At 38.2% G+C, this 25,258-nt stretch carries 21 protein-coding genes; 9 read left to right on the top strand and 12 right to left on the bottom strand.

Translation table 11 applies throughout. The features are described from left to right. The first annotated feature begins 4 nt into the window (after window positions 1–4). Window positions 5–757: a glycosyltransferase family 2 protein gene (locus FNW07_RS04635; protein WP_126743840.1), complete on the top strand. Its 753-nt coding sequence runs from the start codon at window positions 5–7 to the stop codon at window positions 755–757. Window positions 758–832: 75 nt separating this feature from the next. Here FNW07_RS04635 and FNW07_RS04630 read toward each other — a convergent pair whose 3' ends face one another. Further along, window positions 833–1,648 carry a 2,3,4,5-tetrahydropyridine-2,6-dicarboxylate N-succinyltransferase gene (locus tag FNW07_RS04630; RefSeq protein ID WP_126743839.1) on the bottom strand — a complete coding sequence of 272 codons (816 nt, stop codon included), beginning with the start codon at window positions 1,646–1,648 and terminating at the stop codon, window positions 833–835. A 315-nt stretch (window positions 1,649–1,963) separates the two neighbouring features. Between FNW07_RS04630 and FNW07_RS04625 the strand changes: the two genes are divergently transcribed. Then, a complete protein-coding gene (locus FNW07_RS04625) occupies window positions 1,964–3,235 on the top strand; it encodes an acyltransferase family protein (RefSeq protein ID WP_126743802.1) in 1,272 nt (423 codons plus the stop codon). Between the two features lie 4 nt (window positions 3,236–3,239). Here the strand turns inward: FNW07_RS04625 and FNW07_RS04620 are convergent, their stop codons facing one another. Next, on the bottom strand, window positions 3,240–3,593 hold the full coding sequence (locus FNW07_RS04620) for a hypothetical protein (RefSeq protein ID WP_126743801.1): 354 nt from the start codon (window positions 3,591–3,593) through the stop codon (window positions 3,240–3,242). Window positions 3,594–3,709: 116 nt separating this feature from the next. Here FNW07_RS04620 and FNW07_RS04615 point away from each other — a divergent pair, with 116 nt between their 5' ends. The 3 genes from FNW07_RS04615 (at window position 3,710) to FNW07_RS04605 (ending at window position 6,440) form a co-directional block, all read left to right on the top strand. After that, a complete protein-coding gene (locus FNW07_RS04615) occupies window positions 3,710–4,453 on the top strand; it encodes a class I SAM-dependent methyltransferase (RefSeq protein ID WP_126743800.1) in 744 nt (247 codons plus the stop codon). Between the two features lie 11 nt (window positions 4,454–4,464). Next, complete coding sequence (ruvX, locus tag FNW07_RS04610; protein ID WP_126743799.1) at window positions 4,465–4,881, top strand: Holliday junction resolvase RuvX; 417 nt, start codon at window positions 4,465–4,467, stop codon at window positions 4,879–4,881. Between the two features lie 62 nt (window positions 4,882–4,943). Next, entirely contained in the window at window positions 4,944–6,440 is a 1,497-nt protein-coding gene (locus FNW07_RS04605; protein ID WP_126743798.1) for a malate:quinone oxidoreductase, read from the top strand. Between the two features lie 4 nt (window positions 6,441–6,444). Here the strand turns inward: FNW07_RS04605 and FNW07_RS04600 are convergent, their stop codons facing one another. Further along, the gene (locus tag FNW07_RS04600; RefSeq protein ID WP_126743797.1) at window positions 6,445–8,655 is read right to left on the bottom strand and encodes an FUSC family membrane protein; all 2,211 of its coding nucleotides are present in this window, start codon (window positions 8,653–8,655) and stop codon (window positions 6,445–6,447) included. A 194-nt stretch (window positions 8,656–8,849) separates the two neighbouring features. Here FNW07_RS04600 and def point away from each other — a divergent pair, with 194 nt between their 5' ends. The 4 genes from def (at window position 8,850) to FNW07_RS04580 (ending at window position 12,247) form a co-directional block, all read left to right on the top strand. Further along, entirely contained in the window at window positions 8,850–9,437 is a 588-nt protein-coding gene (gene def / locus FNW07_RS04595; RefSeq protein WP_126743796.1) for a peptide deformylase, read from the top strand. 40 nt (window positions 9,438–9,477) lie between these two features. Next, window positions 9,478–9,915, top strand: a complete 438-nt coding sequence (locus tag FNW07_RS04590; RefSeq protein ID WP_126743795.1) for a DUF5606 domain-containing protein — start codon at window positions 9,478–9,480, stop codon at window positions 9,913–9,915. 82 nt (window positions 9,916–9,997) lie between these two features. After that, entirely contained in the window at window positions 9,998–10,771 is a 774-nt protein-coding gene (gene mazG / locus FNW07_RS04585; protein WP_126743794.1) for a nucleoside triphosphate pyrophosphohydrolase, read from the top strand. 30 nt (window positions 10,772–10,801) lie between these two features. Further along, window positions 10,802–12,247 (top strand): APC family permease, encoded by a 1,446-nt coding sequence (locus FNW07_RS04580; protein ID WP_126743793.1) that lies wholly within the window; start codon window positions 10,802–10,804, stop codon window positions 12,245–12,247. 51 nt (window positions 12,248–12,298) lie between these two features. On the opposite strand, the gene FNW07_RS04575 is transcribed toward FNW07_RS04580, so the two are convergent. From FNW07_RS04575 to nhaA, 9 genes are all read right to left on the bottom strand, one after another. Next, window positions 12,299–14,113: a hypothetical protein gene (locus tag FNW07_RS04575; RefSeq protein WP_126743792.1), complete on the bottom strand. Its 1,815-nt coding sequence runs from the start codon at window positions 14,111–14,113 to the stop codon at window positions 12,299–12,301. Window positions 14,114–14,242: 129 nt separating this feature from the next. Next, entirely contained in the window at window positions 14,243–14,923 is a 681-nt protein-coding gene (locus FNW07_RS04570; protein ID WP_126743791.1) for a Crp/Fnr family transcriptional regulator, read from the bottom strand. Window positions 14,924–15,012: 89 nt separating this feature from the next. After that, window positions 15,013–16,377 (bottom strand): oxygen-independent coproporphyrinogen III oxidase, encoded by a 1,365-nt coding sequence (gene hemN / locus FNW07_RS04565; protein ID WP_126743790.1) that lies wholly within the window; start codon window positions 16,375–16,377, stop codon window positions 15,013–15,015. Window positions 16,378–16,513: 136 nt separating this feature from the next. Beyond that, on the bottom strand, window positions 16,514–18,496 hold the full coding sequence (locus FNW07_RS04560; RefSeq protein ID WP_126743789.1) for a DUF349 domain-containing protein: 1,983 nt from the start codon (window positions 18,494–18,496) through the stop codon (window positions 16,514–16,516). Between the two features lie 144 nt (window positions 18,497–18,640). Beyond that, the gene (locus FNW07_RS04555) at window positions 18,641–19,390 is read right to left on the bottom strand and encodes a shikimate dehydrogenase (protein WP_126743788.1); all 750 of its coding nucleotides are present in this window, start codon (window positions 19,388–19,390) and stop codon (window positions 18,641–18,643) included. Window positions 19,391–19,459: 69 nt separating this feature from the next. Next, window positions 19,460–20,854, bottom strand: a complete 1,395-nt coding sequence (locus tag FNW07_RS04550) for a tetratricopeptide repeat protein (protein WP_126743787.1) — start codon at window positions 20,852–20,854, stop codon at window positions 19,460–19,462. Window positions 20,855–21,171: 317 nt separating this feature from the next. Further along, complete coding sequence (locus FNW07_RS04545) at window positions 21,172–22,359, bottom strand: aspartate aminotransferase family protein (RefSeq protein WP_126743786.1); 1,188 nt, start codon at window positions 22,357–22,359, stop codon at window positions 21,172–21,174. 11 nt (window positions 22,360–22,370) lie between these two features. Further along, window positions 22,371–24,023, bottom strand: coding sequence for an OstA-like protein (locus FNW07_RS04540; RefSeq protein ID WP_126743785.1), 1,653 nt, complete (start codon window positions 24,021–24,023; stop codon window positions 22,371–22,373). Between the two features lie 85 nt (window positions 24,024–24,108). Then, a complete protein-coding gene (gene nhaA / locus FNW07_RS04535) occupies window positions 24,109–25,248 on the bottom strand; it encodes a Na+/H+ antiporter NhaA (protein WP_126743784.1) in 1,140 nt (379 codons plus the stop codon). Between the last annotated feature and the right edge of the window lie 10 nt (window positions 25,249–25,258).

The following is a 25,258-nucleotide window of genomic DNA, read 5'->3' as shown; positions in this document are numbered from 1 at the left end:
TACAATGGCAATTAGCGGTTTGGTGATTTCTTTCAATGAAGAAAAAATGATTGGCAAGTGTATCGATGCGCTTTTCAAAGTTTGTGACGAAGTGATTGTAGTGGATTCGCTGAGCAAGGACCGAACGGTAGAAATTGCCAAGGAAAAAGGAGCCATTGTTATTTCACAGCCTTTTTTGGGCGATGGACCGCAACGTACGCACGGATTACCATATTGTAAAAATGACTGGATATTAAATCTCGATGCCGACGAATTTCTGGATAAAGATGCTGAAGAGTTCATTCTGCAGGGGAAATACCTGGAAGGAGGCTATGATGCGTTCAGTTTCCGGATAAAAAACTTTCTGGGCGACAAGCTGATTGATTTCGCAGGCTGGTACCCCGATCATAAAGTCCGTTTTTTTAACAAGCAGACCGCGCATCCGTCTGAATCGATTGTACATCAAAAAATTATTACGCAAAATGAAACGCGTGTTTCGGTTCATATATTGCATTATGGCTGGGATTCGTTGGACCAGATTATTACCAAAAAGAATCAATACTCCGGCTGGCATGCACAGCAATTGTACGACCAGGGAAAAAGAATTACCTGGTTCAAGCCAATCCTTAACGGGAAAGTAGCTTTTTTGAGATGCTTCTTTTTTAAGAAAGGCTTTCTGAACGGTCTTGACGGTTTGTCCATTTCGATTATTCAAGGCTTTTTCTCGTATATGAAATATGCCAAACTACTCAAAATCCAACAGAAGAACAAACAATAATAGTTTTCAAAATACCAAAAATAAAAAGCCTTGTCATATTGACAAGGCTTTTTTTATATACAAACAGTTTAGATTCTAAACCGCTACATCATATTCTCTCAAGGCGTCATTCAGCGAGGTCTTTAAATCTGTTGACGCTTTACGTGTCCCGATAATCAAGGCACATGGCACTTGGAATTCCCCTGCAGCAAACTTCTTCGTATAACTTCCGGGAATCACTACCGAACGGGCCGGAACAAATCCTTTCATTTCCTTTGGCGTATCGCCGGTCACATCAATAATTTTGGTTGAGGCTGTCAGACACACATTCGCGCCCAAAACCGCTTCTTTACCTACATGAACGCCTTCAACAACGATACAACGGGAACCAATAAAAGCACCATCTTCAATAATCACCGGAGCTGCCTGTAACGGTTCCAAAACGCCGCCAATTCCAACACCCCCGCTCAAATGCACATGTTTTCCAATCTGCGCACAGCTGCCCACGGTTGCCCAGGTATCCACCATCGTTCCTTCGTCCACATACGCTCCGATGTTCACATAACTCGGCATCAAAATCACGCCTTTTGAAATATAAGCGCCATGTCGTGCCACCGCATGAGGAACCACGCGGATACCTTTTTCGGCATATCCTCGTTTCAACGGAATTTTATCATGGTACTCAAAAATACCCACTTCCATCGTTTCCATTTTCTGAATCGGAAAATACAAAACCACCGCTTTCTTCACCCACTCGTTTACCTTCCAGCCATCGGCCGTTGGTTCCGCCACACGCAAAGTTCCTGCGTCCAGCAAATCAATTACGTGTCGGATTGCCGTCGTTGTTTTTTCTTCCTGCAACAAAGCGCGGTTGTCCCAGGCTTGTTCTATAGTGGTTTGTAAAGCGTCCATAAAGTTTAAATTTTGAACAAAGATAACTTTTTTAGGCAATAGCCAAAAGTCGAAAGTTGTGTTTTTTCGGAGCTGTGGCATTAGTTTTTCAATCAACTGTTGTCCCGCTATTGCCTTTATCTCTCCGCTGCGCTCGAGGATACCGGCGCAAATGAAATTCACTGAACTCCTATAAAAATAAAAGTATAGTGAAGTAATCGGGGCTAATAAATGAATTTTGGGAACCAGAAGAAATTTGAGCAAAAACTTATTTCCAAAATAAACACTTATTTTACTAGCTTTGTTATATTTCGTATTAACCAAAACAAAGAAACCATGATTAAGGAACGACTGATTTCGCTGGATGTATTTAGGGGAATTACTGTTTTATTTATGGTTATCGTCAATAATCCCGGAAATTGGTCCGCCATTTACAAACCTTTGGCTCACGCCGAATGGAATGGCTGCACCCCGGCCGATTTAGTTTTTCCTTTTTTTATTTTCGCCATGGGCGCCGCAGTTCCTTTTGCGATGCCAACCAAAATATGGGACAGTAATGTTCTCAATAAAATCATCGTGCGTTCACTTCGAATTTTCTGCCTCGGCTTATTCTTTAATTTTTTTAGTAAAATCGAGCTGTTTGGTTGGGAAGGAATCCCGTTATTATTATGCAGATTGGCTATCACGGGACTTGTGGCTTACGCACTGATGGGTAATTTCAGTCTAAAAGTTAAGACCTGGCTAGTGGTTGTTATTTTTGGGGTATTAATCGGTTTGGCTTACAGCGGAATAAAAACCTTTAGCGACGTAAGGATTCCGGGGGTTTTACAACGCATCGGAATTGTCTATTTTTTTACTGCTTTACTCTATTTAAAAACAACACAAAAAACACAGCTGCTGACGGCGATACTATTGTTATTGGGTTATTGGGGTTTAATGGCTTTGGTTCCCGTTCCCGGAATTGGTCCCGCAAATTTCATTGTCAATACCAATCTTGCCGCCTGGCTGGACAATACAGTGCTGACGGGACATCTTTGGGTATATACGGTAACTTGGGATCCCGAAGGCATCCTGAGTACATTGCCTACAATTGCCAGTGCGATTTCCGGACTGCTCGTGGGTCAATTATTAAATAGTCCGATGTTATCAATGAAAATCATAAAAAGGATGACCGAAACTGGAACAATCCTTATAATTCTGGGTTTGCTTTGGAATATGATGTTTCCCCTGAATAAAAACCTATGGTCCAGTTCATACGTTTTATACACGTCCGGAATTGCAATGCTGACTTTAGCGTTTCTATATTATGTCATTGATGTCGCTCATTATAAAAAGTGGGCAAAACTGTTCCTTATTTGGGGAGTAAATCCGATGATTGTATTCTTCTTTTCCGGTATTGTCTCTAAAATATTGCATGCGGTCGAAATAAAAAACCCTGAAATAGCAGACAAACAGATCACCATTCAGGATTATTTTTACAGCCATTGCATTGTGCCTTATTTCAGTGAACCTAAGTCGGCATCAGTAACTTTTGCCATTGCAAATGTCGTCATGTGGTCCTTGATACTTTATATTCTGTACAAAAAGAATATCATTGTCAAGGTTTAAGCAATCAACTATCGAAATTGATTAAAAAACGTTTGCTTTTGCTGTACAGATACATTTTCGTATTCCTGATGAGCGTTACCGTTACAGGATTTGATTTTTCATCTTTGCAAAGATAAATGATGCTTTTGTCAGGCAAATGTGTTTTGGAAATAATAGTAAGACAGTACTTTTTATCAATATTCAAATTGATTTTATCGGCGGAGAACGAAACGTTTTGTTTTTGAATGGTTTCTTTTTCTCCCCATTCCTGTACTTCATTTCTGGTTTGGATTTTACTGTACGAGAAGGTTTTGTTCTGTGCTGAAACACATAAAGTCAATAGCGCTACGAATAGCGGCAGCAGTTTTTTAAATTTCATTTTATATAGATTTGGGAATATAGTAACGGAGGTGCAATCAGAAAAAGTATTAGTTTTGAATAAAGAGGCTAAAAATACCTTAAAATCAGGTGATTAGTAAGAAAATAAATAATGAAATGAAAGATATCTTTTCCAAACTGGCTGTCGAATATTCCCAATTCCGCCCGCAATATCCGGATGAAATGATAGCGTACATTGTCTCTTTTGTCGAAAATAAATCTGTGGCACTGGATATTGCAACCGGGAATGGTCAGGTGGCCCACAAGCTTTCCTGTTATTTTGATACAGTTTATGCAACAGATATCAGTGAAAACCAACTCAGTAATGCCATTGCCACCGACAATATTATATATAAAAAAGAAGCCGCAGAAAATACTACTTTCCAAAATCAACAGTTTGATTTGATTACCGTTGCCCAGGCGATTCATTGGTTTGATTTTGATAATATCTACAAAGAAATTTACCGGATATTAAAACCCGATGGCTATTTTGCGGTGCTTGGTTATGGGTTATTTTCCACGAATGCTCATTCTGATAAAATAATTCAAAATTATTATCATACTATTGTAGGCCCGTATTGGGATAAGGAGCGGATTTACCTTGACGAAAACTATGAAACGATTCCATTTCCACTGGAAGAAATCGACACAGAAAAATTCCAGAATGATTTCACATGGAGTTTCGAACAAGTGATTGGTTACCTCAGGACCTGGTCGGCCACGCAGCATTATATCGAAAGTAACAATCACAATCCGATTGACATCATACATGATGAACTGAAAGACTCATGGGAATTGGGAAATAGGAAAGTATCGTTCCCATTATTGTTGCGTATCGGAAAATTAAAACAATACTATTAAAATTAAATAAGATGCCAAGAATACTTGCCATAGACTACGGTCAAAAACGTACCGGAATTGCCGTTACCGACGAATTACAGATTATTGCTTCTGGGCTAACGACCATTCCATCGGCTACGACCATTAATTTCCTGAAAGACTATTTTAGCAACGAAAGAGTATCGAAAGTCCTTATCGGGGAACCCAAACAAATGAACGGAGAACCATCAGAAAGTGCTGTGGTCATTGAAGCGTTCGTGAAGAAATTCAGTAGTTTCTTTCCGGATATGCCAGTCGTTCGCGTTGATGAGCGTTTTACTTCCAAAATGGCTTTCCAAACGATGATTGACAGTGGACTGAATAAGAAACAGCGTCAGAACAAAGCTTTGATTGATGAGATTTCGGCAACAATCATGTTGCAGGATTATCTGACCAGAAAGATGATTTAATAACTACAATTAGTAAAACCATATCACAATTTCAAACTATCTTTGTAGTATAAATCACAGTTATGGCAGATCTAAAACTTCACTCCACAACAGATATAGTCCTTATAGGCGCCGGAATTATGAGCGCCACTTTGGGAGTTATCCTGAAAGAATTGCAACCCGATTTAAAAATTGAAATCTACGAACGCTTAGACAGTGCCGCTGCCGAAAGTTCTGATGCATGGAACAATGCGGGAACCGGGCATTCGGCCTTTTGCGAACTCAACTATACCCCGCAATTTGAAGACGGAAGCATTGATATCAGTAAGGCTATTAAAATTGCGGAGTCATTCGAAGTTTCGAGACAGTTCTGGAGTTATTTGGTACAGCAGAATTTAATCACTTCACCTGAAAACTTCATCAAGAGCATTCCCCATTTGAGTTTTGTCTGGGGCGAAGAAAATGTCAATTATCTGAAAAAGAGGTATGACGCATTACATACAAACCATCTTTTCAAAAAAATGGAATTCAGTACCGATTATAACCAGCTCAAATCCTGGATGCCACTGGTTATTGAGGGACGGAATCAGGCAGAGAAACTTGCGGCGACCTTCATGCCTGTCGGTACCGATGTGAATTTCGGGGAATTGACCCGAAGCATGTTCGGCCATTTGATGAAACAGGATGGCGTGACCTTGTATTTCAATCACGAAGTCCGAAAACTGAAACAACGTGAAAATGGTCAATGGAGTATCATCATTAAGGATTTGGAATTAAAAGAAAATAAAAAGATCCGGACTGATTTTGTATTCATCGGTGCCGGTGGTGGTTCGTTACCCTTATTGGAAAAAGCGAATATTCCGGAAGGAGAAGGTTTTGGCGGTTTTCCGGTGAGCGGGCAATGGCTCAAATGTACTAATCCAAAGATTATAGCCAAACATTTTACGAAAGTATACGGAAAGGCTTCTGTGGGAGCGCCGCCGATGTCGGTTCCACATATTGACAGCCGCATGATAAAAGGGGAGAAGGCGTTGCTTTTTGGACCTTATGCAGGATTTACAACAAAATTCCTCAAGCACGGGTCCTATATGGATTTACCGCTTTCCATTCAGGCTGATAATTTAATTCCGATGCTTTCAGCCGGATTTAATAATCTGCCACTAACCAAATATTTGATTGATCAGGTACGCCAGTCTCCCGAGGAACGGATGGAAGCCTTACGCGAATATGTGCCGACCGCCGTTATGGAAGATTGGGAATTGGAAACTGCAGGACAACGTGTCCAGGTCATCAAAAAAGATGTAGATGGTGGCGGAGTCCTGGAATTCGGAACGGAAGTAGTTACCAAAGCAGACGGTTCACTTGCGGTTTTACTGGGAGCTTCCCCCGGAGCTTCAACCGCGACTTCTATTATGATGGATTTATTGCAACGGTGCTTCAAGGATAAAATAAATACTCCGGAATGGCAGTCAAAACTAAAAGAAATGATTCCGTCATATGGACAGAAACTCAATGACAATCCTGCGCTTTCCGATGAAATAAGAAAAGAAACCGCAAGCGTTTTAAAATTGACTAATTAAAGGTTTATGTAATCTTTAATGCTTTTGTGGTTTTTAAAATGTTTTCAGAAAGATTAGTTAACCAAATCAATTGTTCAATGACCAGTTGGGCTTCCTGCATTTTCATTTGGAATGCTTCTTCATCCAAAGAATCAGCCTCTTTTAATTCTTTCGCCCGGATATTTTTCAATTCGGTAAAGCGCATTGCCACATAATCCTCAGATGCTCTGTTAGACTCCTTAATCTCATCTTTTAAAATCGCAATCGCATTATCGAGGTTTTTAATAACCGCATTCACAACAACATTAAATGCTTCAGATGCCGATGTGGTTTTATGAGACTGAATATAAGTTCCCATCGAAGCGGATGATGATAACAGGGAATGGTTGAGTACTGCTAATTTGTATACGGGGCGGACTTGTTTTTGTTTCGATTTGGGCTCTTGCAGCATTCTTTGAAACGAGGCCATTAAATTCCCAATTTCGATAAAAGCATGTTTACGGGCTAATTTATAAGAGGTCGGAACGTCTCCTTTTTTATTATAGAAAACCGATATTTCTTTTAAGTAATTACGATTGGCTTCAATCGATTTTTCCAAATAAACCGGGATATTCATAAATTCCCAGGAAGGCCATAAAAAAAAATTGGTAACAAACGCTAGTGCGGCTCCCACCAAAGTATCCAATATTCGGTACTGAACCACATCAGCCACATTGGGCGTCAATATCCCATAAATAAAGACCACATAAATAGTTACGAAAGTCGCGCCAACTTTGTAATTTATCTGGGTAAAAGAAAATCCTAAAATCATGGCGATGATTGCCAAAATAGTAATCACAGTAGTATTGTGCAACACCAAAAGGATTCCGAAAGCGATTAGTCCGCCCAAAATGGTTCCGAAAATTCGATGGAAAGACCGTTGCTTTGTTAATCCGTAACCCGGGCGCATAATAACAACAATCGTCAGTAAAATCCAATACACATTTTGGAAAGGAAGGATTTTACCAATAATAAACCCAATTAGAATCGTTACCGTTAATCGTACCGAATGTCGAAATATCGTTGATGAAAAACTGAGATTCTCCAGTAAAGTACCTAGCGGATAATATTGAGGTGTCAGGAATTTTTCCAGATCCTTGTCTTTACCTTTGAAATCCTGTGAAGTCGTCGCCAAAGTAAAAGCCCGTTCCACAATCTTGATTTTTTCGACTTGCTTTTCGGCATACTGCAGCATTGTGGTCAGCATGAAAACACCTTCAGAAGCCTCCTTTTTGCTTAATGAATTTTCATAGTCAGTGATGGCCAATTCCAAAGCATTTAAATCCTTTAATAATTTATGTGCAGAAACATATTTGGTTCTGTTTTCAATGCTTTGGGATAACTGTTTTAACGTGGTAGCCAAATTATAAGCCAATTTTTGATAGGTTTTCAGAACCTTTGGATGACTGCTGAATTTTCTATGCAGTTTATCATGATCAAAAGAAGTGGATAATGCCAGTTCCAAGATTTCCACAAGGGAAATAAAAACAATGAGCATTTTCCGGGTTTGATTGGATGTGCCTGAACTGCTGCGGTTTCCGATAAGCACTTCCCTTAAATTTTCATGAATGGTATTCAGTTCGACCTGCAGGTGCAATTGCTTTTCAATAATGGAGGTTTTGTTACTGTCCGCTTTCCATAAATCACCTCGTAATTTTAAATATTTAGAGGTCAATTGGATGCATTCGGCAATCTGTAATTCAACGTAACGGTTCGGTTGGATATAATGAAGGAGTAATGAAACTACCAGATAAAATAGGCCACCAATCAACATTAATCCACAATGTTGCAGCAATTCGGTACCAGAATAAATTTGGCTGAAAACCAGCGAAACAGAAAGCAGTCCTGAAAAAGATACCAAAGTGGCCCGATGTCCATATACAGAAATCATTGCCAGCCAAAAAATCAGGAGACCCAAAACCGGATAAAAAATATAGGGATTGGGATAGGCGAGGCTCACCACCAAAGCACTTCCCGAAACGATTAATGAAGCGACCAGAACCCCGTTGATTTTATGTCTTAAGTTACTCGAAATATCACTTGGAAAGGTCAGTAATGCGCCCAACGCTATTGTAAATCCAATATTAAAATGGTTCCAATAAGAAAACACAATAACAGGAATTACCGCCGCAATGGTAACCTTCATTGCATTGGCAAAATTAGTGCTGTCGATAAATCTTCGGATTTGATAAATCATAGTCAACGGATTCCTTACAAAGGTAAGAATTGTATGATTTATTTTATGCGTGGAACCGTATCATTTATGACAAAATTATAAAAATATGCTAATTATTTGTTTGGACCAATCCAATGTATATTTTTTCACTATTTTTGCCATCCACATTAGGGAAAACTTCCCGGAATGCACGGAGATATATACAAAAAGCGAAAATGATTTTACCAATTATAGGATACGGAGATCCTGTTTTGAGAAAAATAGGTGAGGAGATTACTCCAGAACATCCAAATTTGAAGGAAGTGATTGCCAACATGTACGATACGATGTATAATGCCTATGGTGTGGGATTGGCTGCCGAGCAGGTAGGTCTTTCCATTCGTTTGTTTGTGGTGGATACAACTCCTTTTGGAGAAGATGAAGATTTGCCAAAAGAAGAGCAGGAACAATTGAAGGGTTTCAAGCAAACCTTTATCAATGCTAAAATGCTGAAGGAAGAAGGAGAAGAATGGGGTTTTAATGAAGGCTGTTTAAGTATTCCTGAAGTACGGGAAGACGTTTACAGACATGAAAAAATTACCATTGAGTATTTTGATGCGGATTTCAACAAAAAAACGGAAGTGTATGATGGCCTGATTGCGAGAGTGATTCAGCATGAATACGATCATATTGAAGGAATTTTGTTCACCGACAGAATATCATCGCTGAAAAAGCGTTTGATTCAGAAGAAACTTCAAAACATCATGGAAGGCAAAACGCGTCCGGAGTATAAAATGAAATTTGTAGCCAAAAAAGGCAGATAAGTATAAAAATAAATTAATTTCAATATAAATAATTTTTAAAATGAATTTAGAAAAAATATTAGCCATTTCTGGGAAACCGGGTCTTTACGCATTAAAAGTTCAAACACGTTCCGGTTTTGTTGCTGAATCTTTATTGGATGGTAAAAAAATCACCGTGGGTCTGAAAAGTAATGTTAGTTTGTTGTCTGAAATTTCGATGTATACGGAAAGCGAAGAGAAACCTTTAGCAGAAGTAATGAGAAATATCGCTATCAAGGAAGATAACGGGCCCGCTTTATCTCATAAAGAAGATAATGCAAAATTAACTGCTTATTTTAAGGAAATCCTTCCTGATTACGATCAGGATCGTGTGTATCCATCAGATATCAAGAAAGTTTTGAACTGGTACAATATGCTTCAGGCAAAAGGTATGGTTTCGAAAGAAGTTCCTGTTAAAGAAGAAAGTGCAAAAGAAGAAGTTGCTTCTACTGAAAAATAATAAAAATCACTTATTTATAATTTAAATCCTGTTGCGATATTTTTCGTGACAGGATTTCTTATTTTTACCAAAACCCATTACTATGAATTCCAGACAAAATCAACTGCAGGCTTTCGAACGATTATTGAACATTATGGATGATCTTCGTGAAAAGTGCCCTTGGGACATGAAACAGACTTTACAGAGTTTACGCCATCTCACCATTGAAGAAACCTATGAATTGGGAGATGCCATTTTGGATAATGATTTGAATGAAGTCAAAAAGGAATTAGGGGATTTATTACTACACATTGTTTTTTATGCAAAAATAGGCAGCGAGACCAATGATTTCGACATCGCAGATGTCTGCAATGAAATCTGCGATAAACTGATTCACCGTCATCCCCATATTTACAGCGATACTATTGTGAAAGATGAGGAAGAAGTAAAGCAGAACTGGGAAAAACTGAAACTGAAAGAAGGTAAGACATCGGTATTGGAAGGGGTTCCGAAAAGTCTGCCGGCATTGGTAAAAGCCAGTCGTATCCAAGATAAAGTAAAAGGCGTGGGGTTTGATTGGGAAGAGCCACATCAGGTTTGGGATAAAGTCCAGGAAGAATTACTGGAATTACAAGTTGAGGTCGAAGCCGGTAATCAGGATAAAATTGAGTCTGAATTTGGCGATGTTTTATTTTCAATGATAAATTATGCCCGTTTTTTAAATGTAAACCCCGAAGATGCTTTAGAGCGGACCAACAAGAAATTTATCAAACGATTTCAGTATTTAGAAAGCAAGGCAGGCGAATTGGGGAAACCTTTAATGGACATGACTTTGGCAGAAATGGATGTTTTTTGGAATGAAGCCAAGAAAATATAACATAATTTACACACCCTAATTCATTATTGTATGCAGGAAAATAAAACCGAATTAAAACGTTCCCTAGGATTGATAGACGCCACAAGTTTGGTAGCGGGATCCATGATTGGCTCCGGTATTTTTATTGTAACTTCTGCAATGGCCCGTGATATTGGCTCTGCAGGCTGGTTGATTGTAATTTGGTTAATTACCGGTATTATTACCGTCGCGGCCGCATTAAGTTATGGCGAATTGGCCGGAATGATGCCGAAAGCCGGCGGACAATTCGTATATATTCAAAGAGCTTATGGCAGACTCATTTCTTTTCTATACGGATGGACCGTTTTTACGGTAATCCAAACGGGAGTGATTGCTGCTGTTGCGGTTACTTTTGCTAATTATGCAGCTATTTTATTTCCAATATTAGATCAGGACTTATTTACCGTGGGCACTGATTTCGTTTTTTCAAACAAAAAGATTCTCGCAATCGTCAGTATTGTATTGCTAACATTCGTCAATAATCAAGGGGTAAAAAGCGGGAAGACCGTACAGTTGATATTTACCTCGGCTAAACTGTTGGCGCTTTTTGCATTGATAATTCTGGGTTTGTACGTTGGTTTGCAAACGGAAGTATTTACGGATAACTTTACCAATATGTGGGATGCAAGCAGAACTGTGCTTAATCCCGACGGGACAATAACTGTTACGAAACTCGCCGGAATGGCAATCTTGGGAGCAGCCGGAGCAACAATAATTAATTCGCTGTTTTCGAGTGATGCCTGGAATAATGTTACCTTTATCGCAGGCGAAATAAAAGAACCTAAAAAAAATATTCCCCGCAGTTTGTTTCTGGGAACACTGATTGTAACGATAATCTATATTTTGGCAAATCTTGCCTATTTGGCTTTATTACCCATGCATGGAAATCCCAATACTGTCGATGTGGCCGGAAACGGAATCATGTTTGCCAGTAACGACAGGGTGGGAGCGGCGGCCGCAAGCGTCATTATGGGCAATGTGGGCGTTTTTGTCATGGCAGCATTAATCATGGTTTCGACCTTTGGATGTAACAGCGGATTAATCCTTTCTGGTGGGCGATTGTTTTTTGCGATGGCTAAAGACGGACTCTTTTTCAAACAGGCAACGGAACTCAATAAAAACCAAGTTCCAGCCAAAGCCTTATGGGTGCAGTGTCTTTGGGCTTCTATATTATGTATTTCAGGGAAATTCGGGGATTTATTGACCTACGCCACCTTCGCATCCTTACTTTTTTATATTTTGACGATTATTGGTGTTTTTATCCTTCGTAAAAAAGAACCTGAAGCAGATAGACCTTATAAAGCTTTTGGTTATCCCATTGTACCCGCTATCTATATCATTGTTACCACTGCAATCTGTGTAACATTATTAATCTACGATACGTCTAATACCGGATTGGGATTGGGTATTGTGGCTCTTGGAATTCCGGTGTATTACTTGTTTATGAATAAGAAGTAGCATTTGAAAATAATTATAAAAAAAAACGGTCTGAAGATTCAGACCGTTTTTTTATGCCAATACTTTTTCAGGAATCAGAATCGTATTCAATATAGTATTATGGTATTGAAGCTGGGATTGAATTTGATTTTTTGTGTGTTCAAAAAAGGGAGTTTCAGATAATAATTTTTTATAATAGGTAATTCCGTCGATTAGATTGCATTTGAATGCCTGTAATTTTTTTAATTGTACAGCCGGACTTTCAGCGGAAGCTGCAGAAATCTGACCTTTAAAGTAATCCACATACATTTGCAGTTCTTTTAAAAACATATTGGGACGATAACCAACCGGTAATACATTAGCATTGCCGTAAATATGTTTTACCATATCCGATAAGGTTATGATCTGATTAAAATAAGCCAGATTCGGACCTGGGCAGATTACCACGCCTTGAGATTCTCCTTTTATAGGGAGGTTGTTTTCTATAAGGGAAGCATTGGCCAATCCGACACAAAGGCAGGATTTTTCGGTAATTTTTTCCCGGTTTTTTTGAAAATCGACTTCAGTTAAGCTATCTTTTTGCTGGTTTAATTCCTCTAGTTTTATATCCTGGTATTTTTTGGATGCCGTGCACATTCCTTTATTAGAAAATTCTTTACTTAATGCCAGGAATTTTTTTGGACAAGAACTTCCTGCTTTATTTTGGTCAATGCGTTTTTGTTTCCATATATCATTTGTAGTTCCTTTGACAGTATTAAACGGCACGCCAAGTGGCGAAATATTACTGGTATAGAAATCGTCTTCTTTTGCATTTGCTAATAACGCGCGGGTGTCATCATCTAAAGATGTAGCCTCAGGAACCAGTAAAAATGGTGATCCCCATCCAACAGAATCAGCCTCGTAATGGTTTAATAAAAATTCGTGTTCTTCGGAGGTCCCTACGCCACCCTGAACGGTGATTTTTAAAGCTAATGGTAGGTCGGGTACTGGCATTCCTTTTTGTTTTAGTGCTTTAACCATCAAAACGTGTGCTTCCTGAATCAATTGGCCTTTTTTTTGTTTGAATTCTTCCATGATCGGACCCAATAAAAAACCTTCTGTCGCAAAGGCATGGCCACCACAGTTTAAGCCGGATTCAATTCGATATTCTGAAACCCAAAGCCCTTTTTTGGCAAGGAAATTACCCTGAATCATGGCAGAACGATAATCACTGACTTTTATTATAATTTTCTTTTTTAAGTGGTTTTCCGCATCAGGAAAAAAATCATCAAAATTTTCAAAATAACTATATAACCTGGGATTCATTCCTGCAGAAAGAACTACCGATGAAGAAAGGGTACTGTTGGCGAAACCACGCAGGGAGGCATGCGCATCATTGAATTCAATGGGCAATTGTTCGTTTTTGTCAAAATTATCCTTATCGACTTTAGTCATTATATTCACATCGATTTCGCCGGGGTAAAGATTTTCTTCCATAAAACGTACAACTTGATCTTTAAAGGAATAACCGTTGTCCAATATGTCTTGCAATTTTTGCTTTATTCCCGATTTAGTGGGCAGCATAGCAACATATTGTTCTAATGAAGTTTTACTTTCGGACAACTCTGTTTTAAAACGTCCGAATTTTTCTTTTACGATTATATCCACCAGATTCAAATAGGATGTGATTCGTTTTGCACGATAATCATGTATCTTTTGAGTGATTTCGTGATAAGGATAGTTGAATTTTTTGCTGTAAAAAGCATTCATTTTCTCAATCAGGTCATCATCTATAATTGAAATTACGGAAGAAATTCCATATTTAGCAACCCGGATCGGGCTATCTATAGTGTAAGAAAGACCCATTACAGGGATATGAAAAGTATGTGGTGATTTTATTGGTGTCATATTTAGATTATTTTTAACAACAACAAAAGTAACGGGAGTGTATTCTCTAAAAAATGATATTTATCATACCTTTTTTATTTGTGCGTTTTTTTCAGGAGGTTCTAAAGTATTTTGAAAGGCTGCAAAATACTATACGTTCATCTTTGTTAATTTAGAAAGATCTTTTATGATAATTTTTTTTCCGGTCAATTGAATTACCCCCAATTTATTAAAATCGGACAACAGACGGATACAGCTTTCGGTTGCAGTGCCAATCATACTTGCTAATTCGTCTCTGGAAAGTTGGATTTTTAAGTTTCCGTCTTCATTCTCGCCAAAAGTATCATGCAAATAAATTAACAAAATTGCCAGTCTTACTTTTACGCTTTTCTGCGCCATATCCACCATAAGATCATCAGCATCTTTAAGGTCTCCGCAAATGGTTTTCATCACATTCATTGAAAAATGATTATTTTTATCAAAGAAATTCATCATTTCCGTCTTCGGAATAAAGCAAACGCGCATATCTTCAAGAGCTATAGCACTTAAATTCGCTGGTTCATCGCTAATCATAGAGCGTTGGCCTAATAATTCTCCTTTAGAAACCAGTTTTACAATATGGTCTTTACCGTTGGGGCTCAATTTTGTAAGCTTACAAATTCCTTCTTTAATGCAGTAAATTCCATTTACGTTTTCACCCTCTTCAAAAATGACTTCGCCTTTTTTGATGATATGAGAAATTTTGCAATCGTTTAGTTTTAAAAGTTCGTCTTTTTTGAGTGCTTTCAGTGAGGTAAATTCTCTGACGATACATTGTTCGCACTTGCTCATGATAAAAAAGTGTTGATTGGCCTTGTAAAGTAAGGTATTAATGCGACAAATATCATATTTTTTAACGTATCATGTTGTTCAATTTTTGTTTAAATCGTCATTGAAAACAACTCTGTTTCCGGGGCTCTCCGCTTTAAACGTAAATCAAATGCCATACAAATATTCCGAACAAATGCTTTTCCGGCTTCTGTAACCCGAATAGTGTCGTTTTCAATCCTAATTAATCCGTCGCTTTCCATTTCCTGCAGTTGAACTAAAACTTCCGGAAGTTCCTCGAAATAGGCGGATTTGTTTTTCCATGAAGTTTCAAACTGGCACATTAGATTCAGAATGTGTTTTCTGATGATGAGGTCTTCAACAGTTAATAAGTGTCCCCTGAAAACAGGTAATTCATTCTTTTCCAACAATTCATAATAATCCTCTAATTTCTTCACATTTTGGGCAAAACTATACCAGCTGTCACTTATGGAAGAAACGCCCAGACCAATCATCAATTGTGTTTTGGATGCACTATAGCCCATAAAATTCCGATGTAATTCCGAATTTTGAAAAGAGTGAAATAAACTATCACTTTTCAAAGCAAAATGATCCATTCCTATTTCCACGTATCCGTTTTTTGACAGCAATTGTTTTCCGATTTCGTACAACATTCGTTTCTCTTTGTCTTTCGGGATATCCTCATCTTTGAAGCCACGCTGTCCGTTTCCCTTGATCCACGGCACATGTGCATAGCTGTAAAAGGCAAGCCTGTCAGGCTGTAATGATTTTGTTTTTTCGATAGTATCTATAATATTTTCGATTTCCTGAAATGGCAATCCGTAGATAATATCATGTCCAATAGAAGTGTAACCGATTTCTTTTGCCCAAAAAGTAACTTTTGCCACATTATGAAAAGGCTGGATACGATGAATCGCTTTTTGTATTTTTTCAGAATAATCCTGAACACCAAAACTCACTCTTCGGAAACCTAAATCGTACAGTTTTTGCAAATGTTGATAAGTCGTACTATTGGGATGACCTTCAAAACTAAATTCGGAGTTTTTGGCTTTATCGGCATATTTAAAGATGCCATGGATTAATTTCTCTAAATTTTGAATGGAAAAAAAAGTAGGCGTTCCTCCACCAAGATGAATTTCCTTAATTTTTGGTTTGACTCCCAATATATTGCAGTACAAGTCCCATTCTTTTAAAACCGCATCAATATAAGGATGTTCCATGTCGTGATTTTTTGTGATGCGCTTATTGCAGCCACAGAAAGTGCACAAGCTTTCACAAAAAGGGAGGTGGATATAAAGACTTATACCTTCTTCAGAATTGCTTTCTGTAAATGATTTTTTAAGGGTATCTATCCAATTTTGGTGATTGAAATCTTTATCATTCCAATAGGGAACGGTTGGATAACTGGTATATCTTGGGCCAGGGACATTGTATTTTTGAAGAAGGGAAGTTTTCATAGAAAGATATTTTTCTTAAAGTCAAAAGTAATTCAACTTGAGAAAGACTAAAATGATAATTATCATACTATAATTTCGAGGCATAAAAAAACCTCATTCAGTTCGAATGAGGTTTTTTATGTAATAAAGTTTGATGTTATGCTTGTTTTAGGTTTCTGACCTGTTTTAATTTTTCTTTCCAGAGATCCAGGCTTTCTCTGTGTCTTTCGATGTTCTTTTTTACTTCCAGTACCATCGGATTGTCTTTTTTGGCATTGGCAAAAAACTGAATATTGTTTTCCAATTGGAAAATTTCACTCTGTACTTCATCAATCTTTCGCATCAGAAAGATTTTCTCGTTCTCCAGTTTGCGGCTATCATCCATACCCGACAATTGATCCATCCTGTTGGCGAAACGCATCATTTCGCTGTCCTTTTTGCTTAGGCTTAATTTTTCAAAAAGGGCATCAAGGATTTTGTTGAATTTACCTTCGATATGTCTTCTGGAGAAAGGCACTTTGCCAAAGCTTTTCCATGTTTCAATATGTAATTTAATAGCATCAAGATCTTCTTTGTGCTCACCGGTCAATTGAAATTCTCTCAAAGTTTCCAAATAGGCTTTCTTTTTATCAAAAGCTTCTACTTCCTCATCATTTGCTTCCGATTTTTGGGCTTTTAGCTTATCAAAATAATGATTACAGGCTTCTTTGAACTCTTTCCAGATTTTATCTGAATATTTTCTCGGAACGTGACCGACTTGTTTCCATTCTTCCTGAATTTGTTTCATTATTGGAGTTGTGGCGGTAAAGTCGTCGCTTTCCTGAAGCGCTTTCGCTTTGGTAACCAATTCCATCTTTTTATTTAGATTGTCCTGTTGCTCTTTTTTTATATCCTTGTAAAACGAATTTTTGAAAGTATTAAAATTACGAACGGCAGTTTTGAATGCTGCCCAGGTTTCTTCGTTTACTTCGCTAGGTACTTTTCCGGCGTTAAAGAAAGCGGTTCTTAAAGCCTCCACTTTTTCAATCTGGCCTTGCCATTGCGCATGGACAGCCACTTTTTCCTGAGCCAAAACTTCAATCTGGGCAATGATGTCCTGCTTGCTTGCTAAATTTTCAACTTCATTCTCTCTTTGTTTTTCATACAAAGTCTCACGCTTATCATGCATTTGTTTGGTCAGGTCACTGAATTTATTCCAGATTTCTTCACGGTGTTCTCTTGAAACCGGTCCGATATCTTCTTTCCAGATACGGTGTAAATCCTGCAATTCCCGGAATGCTTTATTGACATCTGCTTCGTTAACCAATTCTTCTACTCGGGCAACGATTTTTTGTTTCTGCTCTAAATTGTGCTTGAAATCCAAATCACGGGCTTCTCGGTCCAAATGCAGGTAATCATAAAAATTTTCTACATGAAAATGGTAATTATTCCAAACGTGGTTGTATTTATCTTTAGGAATCGATCCCGCATTTTTCCAGCGTTCTCTCAATTCATTAAAGGTTTTTAAGGTGTCTTTAATGTTTTCCTGTGGATTGATAAGTTCTTTCAGCTCTTCAACAATAGCCAAGCGGGTTTCCAGGTTGGATTTAAGATTGGTCTGAAGGCTTTTGAAATGGGTGTTTTTTTTGTCTTTGAAAACAGAATATAATTGGTCAAATCTTGACTTTAATGGCAAATGATAATGGAATTCTTCAGTGGTGTCCGGGTTTTCGGCAATGAATTCATCCTTTTTTTCTTCAATAAAATGATTGTATTTTGAAAGGAATGCAGCTTTAATTTCCTCCACATGGTCTTTAACAGACATTACTTTTTCAACAGTTGTCAATTTCTCCAATTCGGCTACCAACTCGTCCATCGACAAAGTTTCGTAATTCAGCATTGGGATTTCGTGGCGATCTTTCAGGGTCTCGTCTTCGCTTTCTTCTGCATTGGAATCGGCAATGGCATTAGTAGCCATCTCGTGATCATTCTCAACGATTAATGTGTCATCAGCTAATTCTTCAGGTGAAAGTTCAATCACATTATCATTCTCTTCACGAGCTTCTGCAACTTCCTGATTCTCTGTCATAACCGCCTCTTGCGGATTATTATCTACACTTCCATCTGCATCTTGCAGGTTATCATTCTTTTCTTCTAACATTTTATAAATGTTTAAGGTTCATATTATTTGAGGTCGAAAGATAATAAAGCCACGACAAAATTCAAAGAAAATCCGCCATTTAAACGATTATTCAGTTAAACAGTATTTGATTTTTAGTTTTATAGGAATTTATGTAAGTTTTAATCATCCTTTATTCCATATTTTCCACGCCTTTTCTGCCTGAAAAATAAGCATTTCGTGTCCATTTTTCGTAATGGCACCGCTACTTTTGGCTTTTTGTAGAAACAACGTTTCAGAAGGATTATATATCAGGTCGAAAGCAATGTGTCCGGCTGTAAAATAATCATACGGAATATCGGGACATTCTGTAATATTTGGACTGGTGCCCAATGGCGTGCAGTTGATGATGATCTGATAATTATCAAACGTCGTGGCATTAATGCGATTGTAATCGATAGAATTTTCGGTCGCTTCCCGGGAAACGAATGTGTATAGAATTCCCATTTGTTCCAATGCAAAAGCGACTGCCTTTGATGCTCCGCCAGTTCCCAGGATCAAGGCTTTTTTGTGATGCGGCTGAAGCAAAGGCTGTAAAGATTTTTGAAAACCGAAACAATCGGTGTTATATCCTTTCAGTTTTCCTTTTTTGTTGAATTTAATGGTGTTTATGGCACCTATTTTTGATGCCTTATTGGATAATGTATCCAAGAACGGGATGATACTTTCTTTGTACGGAATCGTTACATTCAACCCCTTGAGGTTAAGATTGTTTTTTAGGATTTCAGGAAATTCATTTATATGCTGGATGTCGAAATTTTCATATGAATAATCAGTCAAATCATTGTCTTCAAATTTCTTCGAAAAATAATCTTTGGAAAATGAATAACTGATATTTTTCCCAACCAAACCATATTGATTATTGATAGTTATCATAGAAGAGTAATATAAAAAAACAAACCTAATGGTTAGATTAGGTTTGTTGGTATGTTTATAAATGACATGCTATTCAATATGCTTATTGATTGCATTTTGAACCATTCTGCGGGCCCATACAGCTGGAAACAATTCTTCTAAGATGGTTCTGTTTTTGAAATTCAAACGCAGTCCGTTACTTAAATGGAATTTCCCTTTTTTGTCGTCAAAATTCATAAAATAAAGACCGGCCAAGCGGTATTCGATTTCGTATTCTTCCGGGAAATATTCGGATGCCTGTAATAACGTCTGAATAGCACTGTCGAATTCTCCCAAATACTGCAGGATGTCTACCCAGAATAACCACGTGTCCAATTGGTAATCCCCAAATTCAACTGCTTTTCGGTAACCAAATTCGGCTTCCTCAAAGAAGTTTAATTCTTTATTGATAGAGGCGTAGCGTTTCCAATACAACCGATTTTGGTTGTCGATACTCAACGCTTTATTGACAAACAATAGTGCTTTTTGATAGTTTTTCTGGCGCACGTAAAAATCAGTAATGGCAATCCAACCTTTGTCCAATAATGGGTCCTCATGAACCGTTTTATTGAAGTATTTTAGGGCTAGGACTTTCTTTCCTAATTTTTCATAACATTTCCCGATTCTCAGCAGGGCATAAGACGTTGCATCGTCGAGTTCAATGGTACGGTTGTAACTTTCAATAGCTTCCGCATATTTTTTTAGTCTTTCGAAGGTTTTGGCTTTTTCCATAAAAGCGCCTAAAAACTCCTCATCAATAAGAGTAGCGTAATCAAAAGCACGCAATGCTTGCTCATAATTCTTCAATCCGTAATGCAATCGTCCCATTTGGTGCCAGGCGATTTCGCTGTATGGATTCTTGTCGATGTACTTCATCAGATAATCAATGGCTTCCTTGTTTTGATCCAGAAATTCAAAACAGTACACAACATTGTAAAGTGCCGCCTGGTCCTCGGTATCTTCTTCCAGGCATTTGATGAAGCTCTCTTTGGCCATTTCCAGATTGTCCATAAAGAGGTATTCCATTCCGATTAAATTATATACATCGGCATAATCATCGGTATATTTCAAGGCGGTCTGCAAAAGCTCTACCGCTTTTTCGTGATTGTCCCGTTTGGAATAGATATTCGCTTTTTGGATATAAATCTCTTCATTGTGAGGTTCAATGGCATACAACTCATTCAATAGCTTTTCAGCTACATCGAGCTTGTCATCATAAACCAACATTTCTACTTGTACCAGTTTTAGACCGGTAGATTTAGGATGTTGTTCGAGGGCTAATTTCAAGGCTTTTTTTGCCAATGATGCTTTCCCCATGTCCAAATAATGGAGGATGATCTCCTCAAATTCTTCGGAGTCAAAGAAGAGAACTTTGTTGGTTTTCAACATAGATTCAAACTTTGATAAGGATAAGTTATAATCTTCTTCTTCGTCGTTCAGGTGCATGATAAGTAGGTGTTAATGTTATCCTTAATAAAGTTAAGGATTTAATTCTTGTTTTGGGAGGAAAAGGGATTTGTTTTGAACAATTTAGTTAACAATATTTTACCAAATTTCATTGAATGTCAAGCATATAGCCCAGATTACTTCACTTTGCTTTTATTTTTAATAGGAGTTCAGTGAATACTTTTCAGTATTTGGAGAGGAAATCCTTTTTGGGTTTTTCTTAAAAACCAAAAAGATTACTTCACCTAGCTCTTATTTTCATAGGAGTTCAGTGAATTTCATTTGGAACGTATAGCTGGAAACAGCTTCAAAAAAACCTACTTTCCGTCCAGTATTTCATCCATTGCCTCAAGGATAATCGCACATCCTTCGCGAATCTCCTCTTCAGAAATCGTTAGAGGCGGTGTAATCCTGATGGCACAGCTTTCAAATAGCAACCAGAATAATATTAAACCTTTGTCTTGGCATTTAAAAATTACTGTGTTTGTAATTACTGCACTTTCGGTCATTGCGGCTAACATTAATCCTTCTCCTCTAACTTCTTGTATCAAAGGATGTACCAAAAGTGTGCGGAAAAGTTTTTCTTTATCCAAGGCATCAGGCATGAGGCTGGTTTCGGTAATTTCCTGCAACGTAGCAAGACAGGCTGACGCTATGACAGGATGACCGCCAAAGGTAGTGATGTGGCCCAATTTCGGGTTGTCACTTAACAAATCCATGTGCGCAGCCGAGGCGGTAAAAGCACCGACAGGCATTCCGCCGCCCATTCCTTTTCCCATGACCACAATATCAGGAACGACATCGTAGTTCTGAAAACCAAATAATTTTCCGGTTCTTCCAAAGCCGGGTTGGATTTCGTCGAGAATCATCAGGGCACCCATTTCGGTGCAGCGTTCCCTGACTTTTTTAAGGAAATCATTTTGTGGTTGGATAAATCCTGCTCCGCCCTGGATGGTTTCGAGAATTATCCCTGCTGTTTTTGTAGTTATTTTTTGTAAATCGTCCTCGTTATTGAAGGTTATGAATTCCACATCCGGAATTAAGGGACGAAAAATCTGTTTGCGTTCCTCAAATCCCATCACACTCATCGAACCCATTGTATTGCCATGATAGGCATTATTGCAGGAAATCAATTGACTGCGCCCGGTGACTCTTCGGGCTAATTTTAAGGCACCTTCGGTAGCTTCTGTCCCGGAATTGACCAAATAGGTTTTCTCTAAAGGATATGGCAGGTGAGAGGCTAGGAGTTTGCAATACTGAACCGCAGGATTTTGGGAATATTCGCCATACACCATCACGTGCGAATATTTATCTAACTGATCTTTAATTGCATTGTTCACCCGTGGATGCTGGTGTCCAAGTGTACACGCGGAAACTCCTGCTACAAAGTCAAGGTATTTTTTATTATTGGTGTCGTAAATATAAGTGCCAATGGCGTGTGAAACTTCCATTCCAAGGGGATAAGGAGAGGTCTGCGCCTGGTATTTTAGGAAATCGTTGTTCATTAAGTAATCTGTTATTCTATTTTCCCAGGTATTTTTGTCTTTGGGTTATTTTTGTCATAGTCCAAAGTTTCCTTTAATACTTTCATCGGAACATCTTCTTTGGCATTTTTGGCTGCGCTTTCCTTGACTATTTTGTCATTGAGTTCATTTTCTTCAGCGGGGAAAATATCATATTTGGTTATTATACGTTCATCACCGCGCCAGATAAATCCTCTTAGTTTTCGGGCATTTTCGGGCAAATCTTTTTCAGGGAATATATCTCCATCGGGATTACCGAAAAGGGTCAGCGTATCCACTTTATTTTTATCCAACATCAGGTTGATTTTGCTGCTGATACTTTTATTGATACCAATAAGTTCCTGCTGGTCGTTTCGCATGTAATAAATGACTTCGGTGTTTTTGACAATATCGACTTCCTGAAGTGATTTATCCTTAAATTTTCCGTACAGATTCTGGCCTTTAACCTGGTTAAAACCGGTTCCGACAGTATCTTTTGAAACAATAAAGGCATTATTGAGCACTTTCAGCGAATCGAGATTTTGAGTCTGGTTGTTACCGATGAGATGAATGACGTCACCGGTCATTTGATTGTCGAAATTCCAAAGGATGGGTTTTCCAATCAATTGTGTCAGGGCTTTTTTCTGGTCGGAATGAATCGAGTCACATTTTCCGCTTAAATCCGTTTTATAGAACCGGGCATTTTTAAATCCCCTGATAATTCGGTTTCCTTCTTTTCCAGTCACCATTAATTTTTTGGCGTGCATAAAAACCGAATCATTCTCGACGATACTGACAGCAAGGGCACGTTTGGTAACAAACATCGAATCCTTGAACTTGTAAATTTCTGCGTAATGTCCTTTAATAATAATCTTGTTGATCGAATCGGTTATTTTTACATTGTTGACACCTCTGGCGAAACCTGTTTTTTTATTGTAAAACAAACTGTCGGCTTTAATGAGGAGATTGTTGTATCGGATATTGGAATTCCGTTCCAGTCGTGCAACATCTTTTTTAGTGTCATAAAAACCGTTTTCGGTATAAATCTTATTCTCCTTTCCAATAATCGTCGATGGGCCTAAAAGATAGGAATGCCCCGAATTGGTGTAATAATCCAAATGATTTGATTTAATGACATTGTCCGGAGTGGTAATTACTACAGCGGTCAGGAATTGATATTTCTTTTGGTTTACGTAATATTTACCCGATTTACTATTGAGCGTATTTCCTTTATTGGTAATGGTCGCACCTGTAGTGTAATAAGCCTCCTGACTGTTTCTGTCGAAGTTTAATGTATCGGTTACCATGGACATTTCCGGGGATTGCAGGATAACATTTCCGGTAGCGAAAGCCTGCTTGTTTTCACCGTTGTATTCGGCATATTTACTGCTCATCGTAAGGGTATCGCCCTGGATGATATGCACATTCCCGAAAGCTTTTAAATAGTTTTCCTTCTGAAAATAATACGCTTTGTTACATGTCAGTATAGCACCATCGTGTTTAACTTGCACATTTCCAGTCAGTAAAACCGCGTCAGGCAATTCAACTTGGTTAATGTCCGAATGATCTGCATTTATAACTTCAATTTTATTTGGCTTTTGAGCAAAAACAGTATTGAAACTAAATAGTATCAGGCAAAATGTGATAAAAAAAAGTTGCTTCTTCAATGGATGTATTTTTTGCCAAATTTAAGAAAAAGGAAACAAGGATGCTCTTAATTATGAATTATTTATAAGTTGGAAAAAGCAGGATTTATATTTGGTTTTTCAAGGTGAGTTTCAACGTAACAAAACCAAGAATAGCTGCTATTGATGAAGCCAACAAGATAGCGATTTTCGAATTATTGATTACATCTGAATCTTCAAACGCGAGTAAGGTTATAAAGATGGACATCGTAAAACCAATTCCGCCCAAAAGTCCGGCGCCAACAATGTTTTTCCATTTCAATCCGAGAGGTAAATGGCAAAGCCCCAACGCGCATCCAAAAAATGAAAAGAGCCATATTCCCAGCGGTTTCCCGATTACCAGTCCAACGAGAATTCCGATGCTGTTTGAATGTTGCAAACCCTCCTGCCAACCGCTGTCTATTACCAGGCAAGTATTCGCTATCGCAAAAAGCGGTAAAATGAAGAAAGCCACAGGTTTATGCAAGCAATGTTGTATCTGGTAGGATATGGATCTTTTGCTTCCATCCCCAAACGGAATGACAAAAGCCAATAAAACTCCGGTTATGGTGGCGTGAATTCCGGAATGCAGCATGAAATACCACATGAAAATTCCGCCAATCAAATAGGGGAGCACGTTATTTACTTTTTTTCGGTTCAAAATAAATAAGAACCCCATGATACCGAATGCTATCGCTAGATTCACAAACGAAATGGAAGAAGTATAGAAAATAGCAATTACGAGAATGGCACCCAGATCGTCTATTACGGCCAGAGCAGTCAGGAATATTTTTAGCGAAATCGGAACGCGCTTTCCCAATAATGATAAAATCCCAATCGCAAATGCTATGTCTGTTGCCATCGGAATTCCCGCTCCCGATTGCGTAGCAGTTCCGAAATTAAAAATCAAAAAGAGTGCAGCCGGAACCAGCATACCGCCCAAAGCTCCGAATAACGGTAAGGCTGCATTTTTTATTTTTGACAATTCGCCTTGATAGATTTCCCGTTCCAATTCTAACCCGATAAGCAGGAAGAAAATAGTCATCAACCCATCGTTAATCCAATGAACCACGCTGTGTCCCTGAAATTCAAATTGCCAAATTTCCAGATAAGAGGTCTGCCAGTCAGAATTCGCCAAAACCAGGGAAAGCAGTGTTACGAAAACTAATATAAGTCCGCCTGCTTTTTCGCTTTCAAAGAATTCAGTAAATAATCTGGTTAGCCTCATGTGTATTTTT

Source organism: Flavobacterium sp. GT3R68, from assembly GCF_007109225.1.
In the GTDB taxonomy this organism is placed as follows: Bacteria; Bacteroidota; Bacteroidia; order Flavobacteriales; family Flavobacteriaceae; genus Flavobacterium.
The sequence above is the reverse complement of the archived record's forward strand: the minus strand, read 5'-3'. Positions and strand labels throughout refer to the sequence as shown.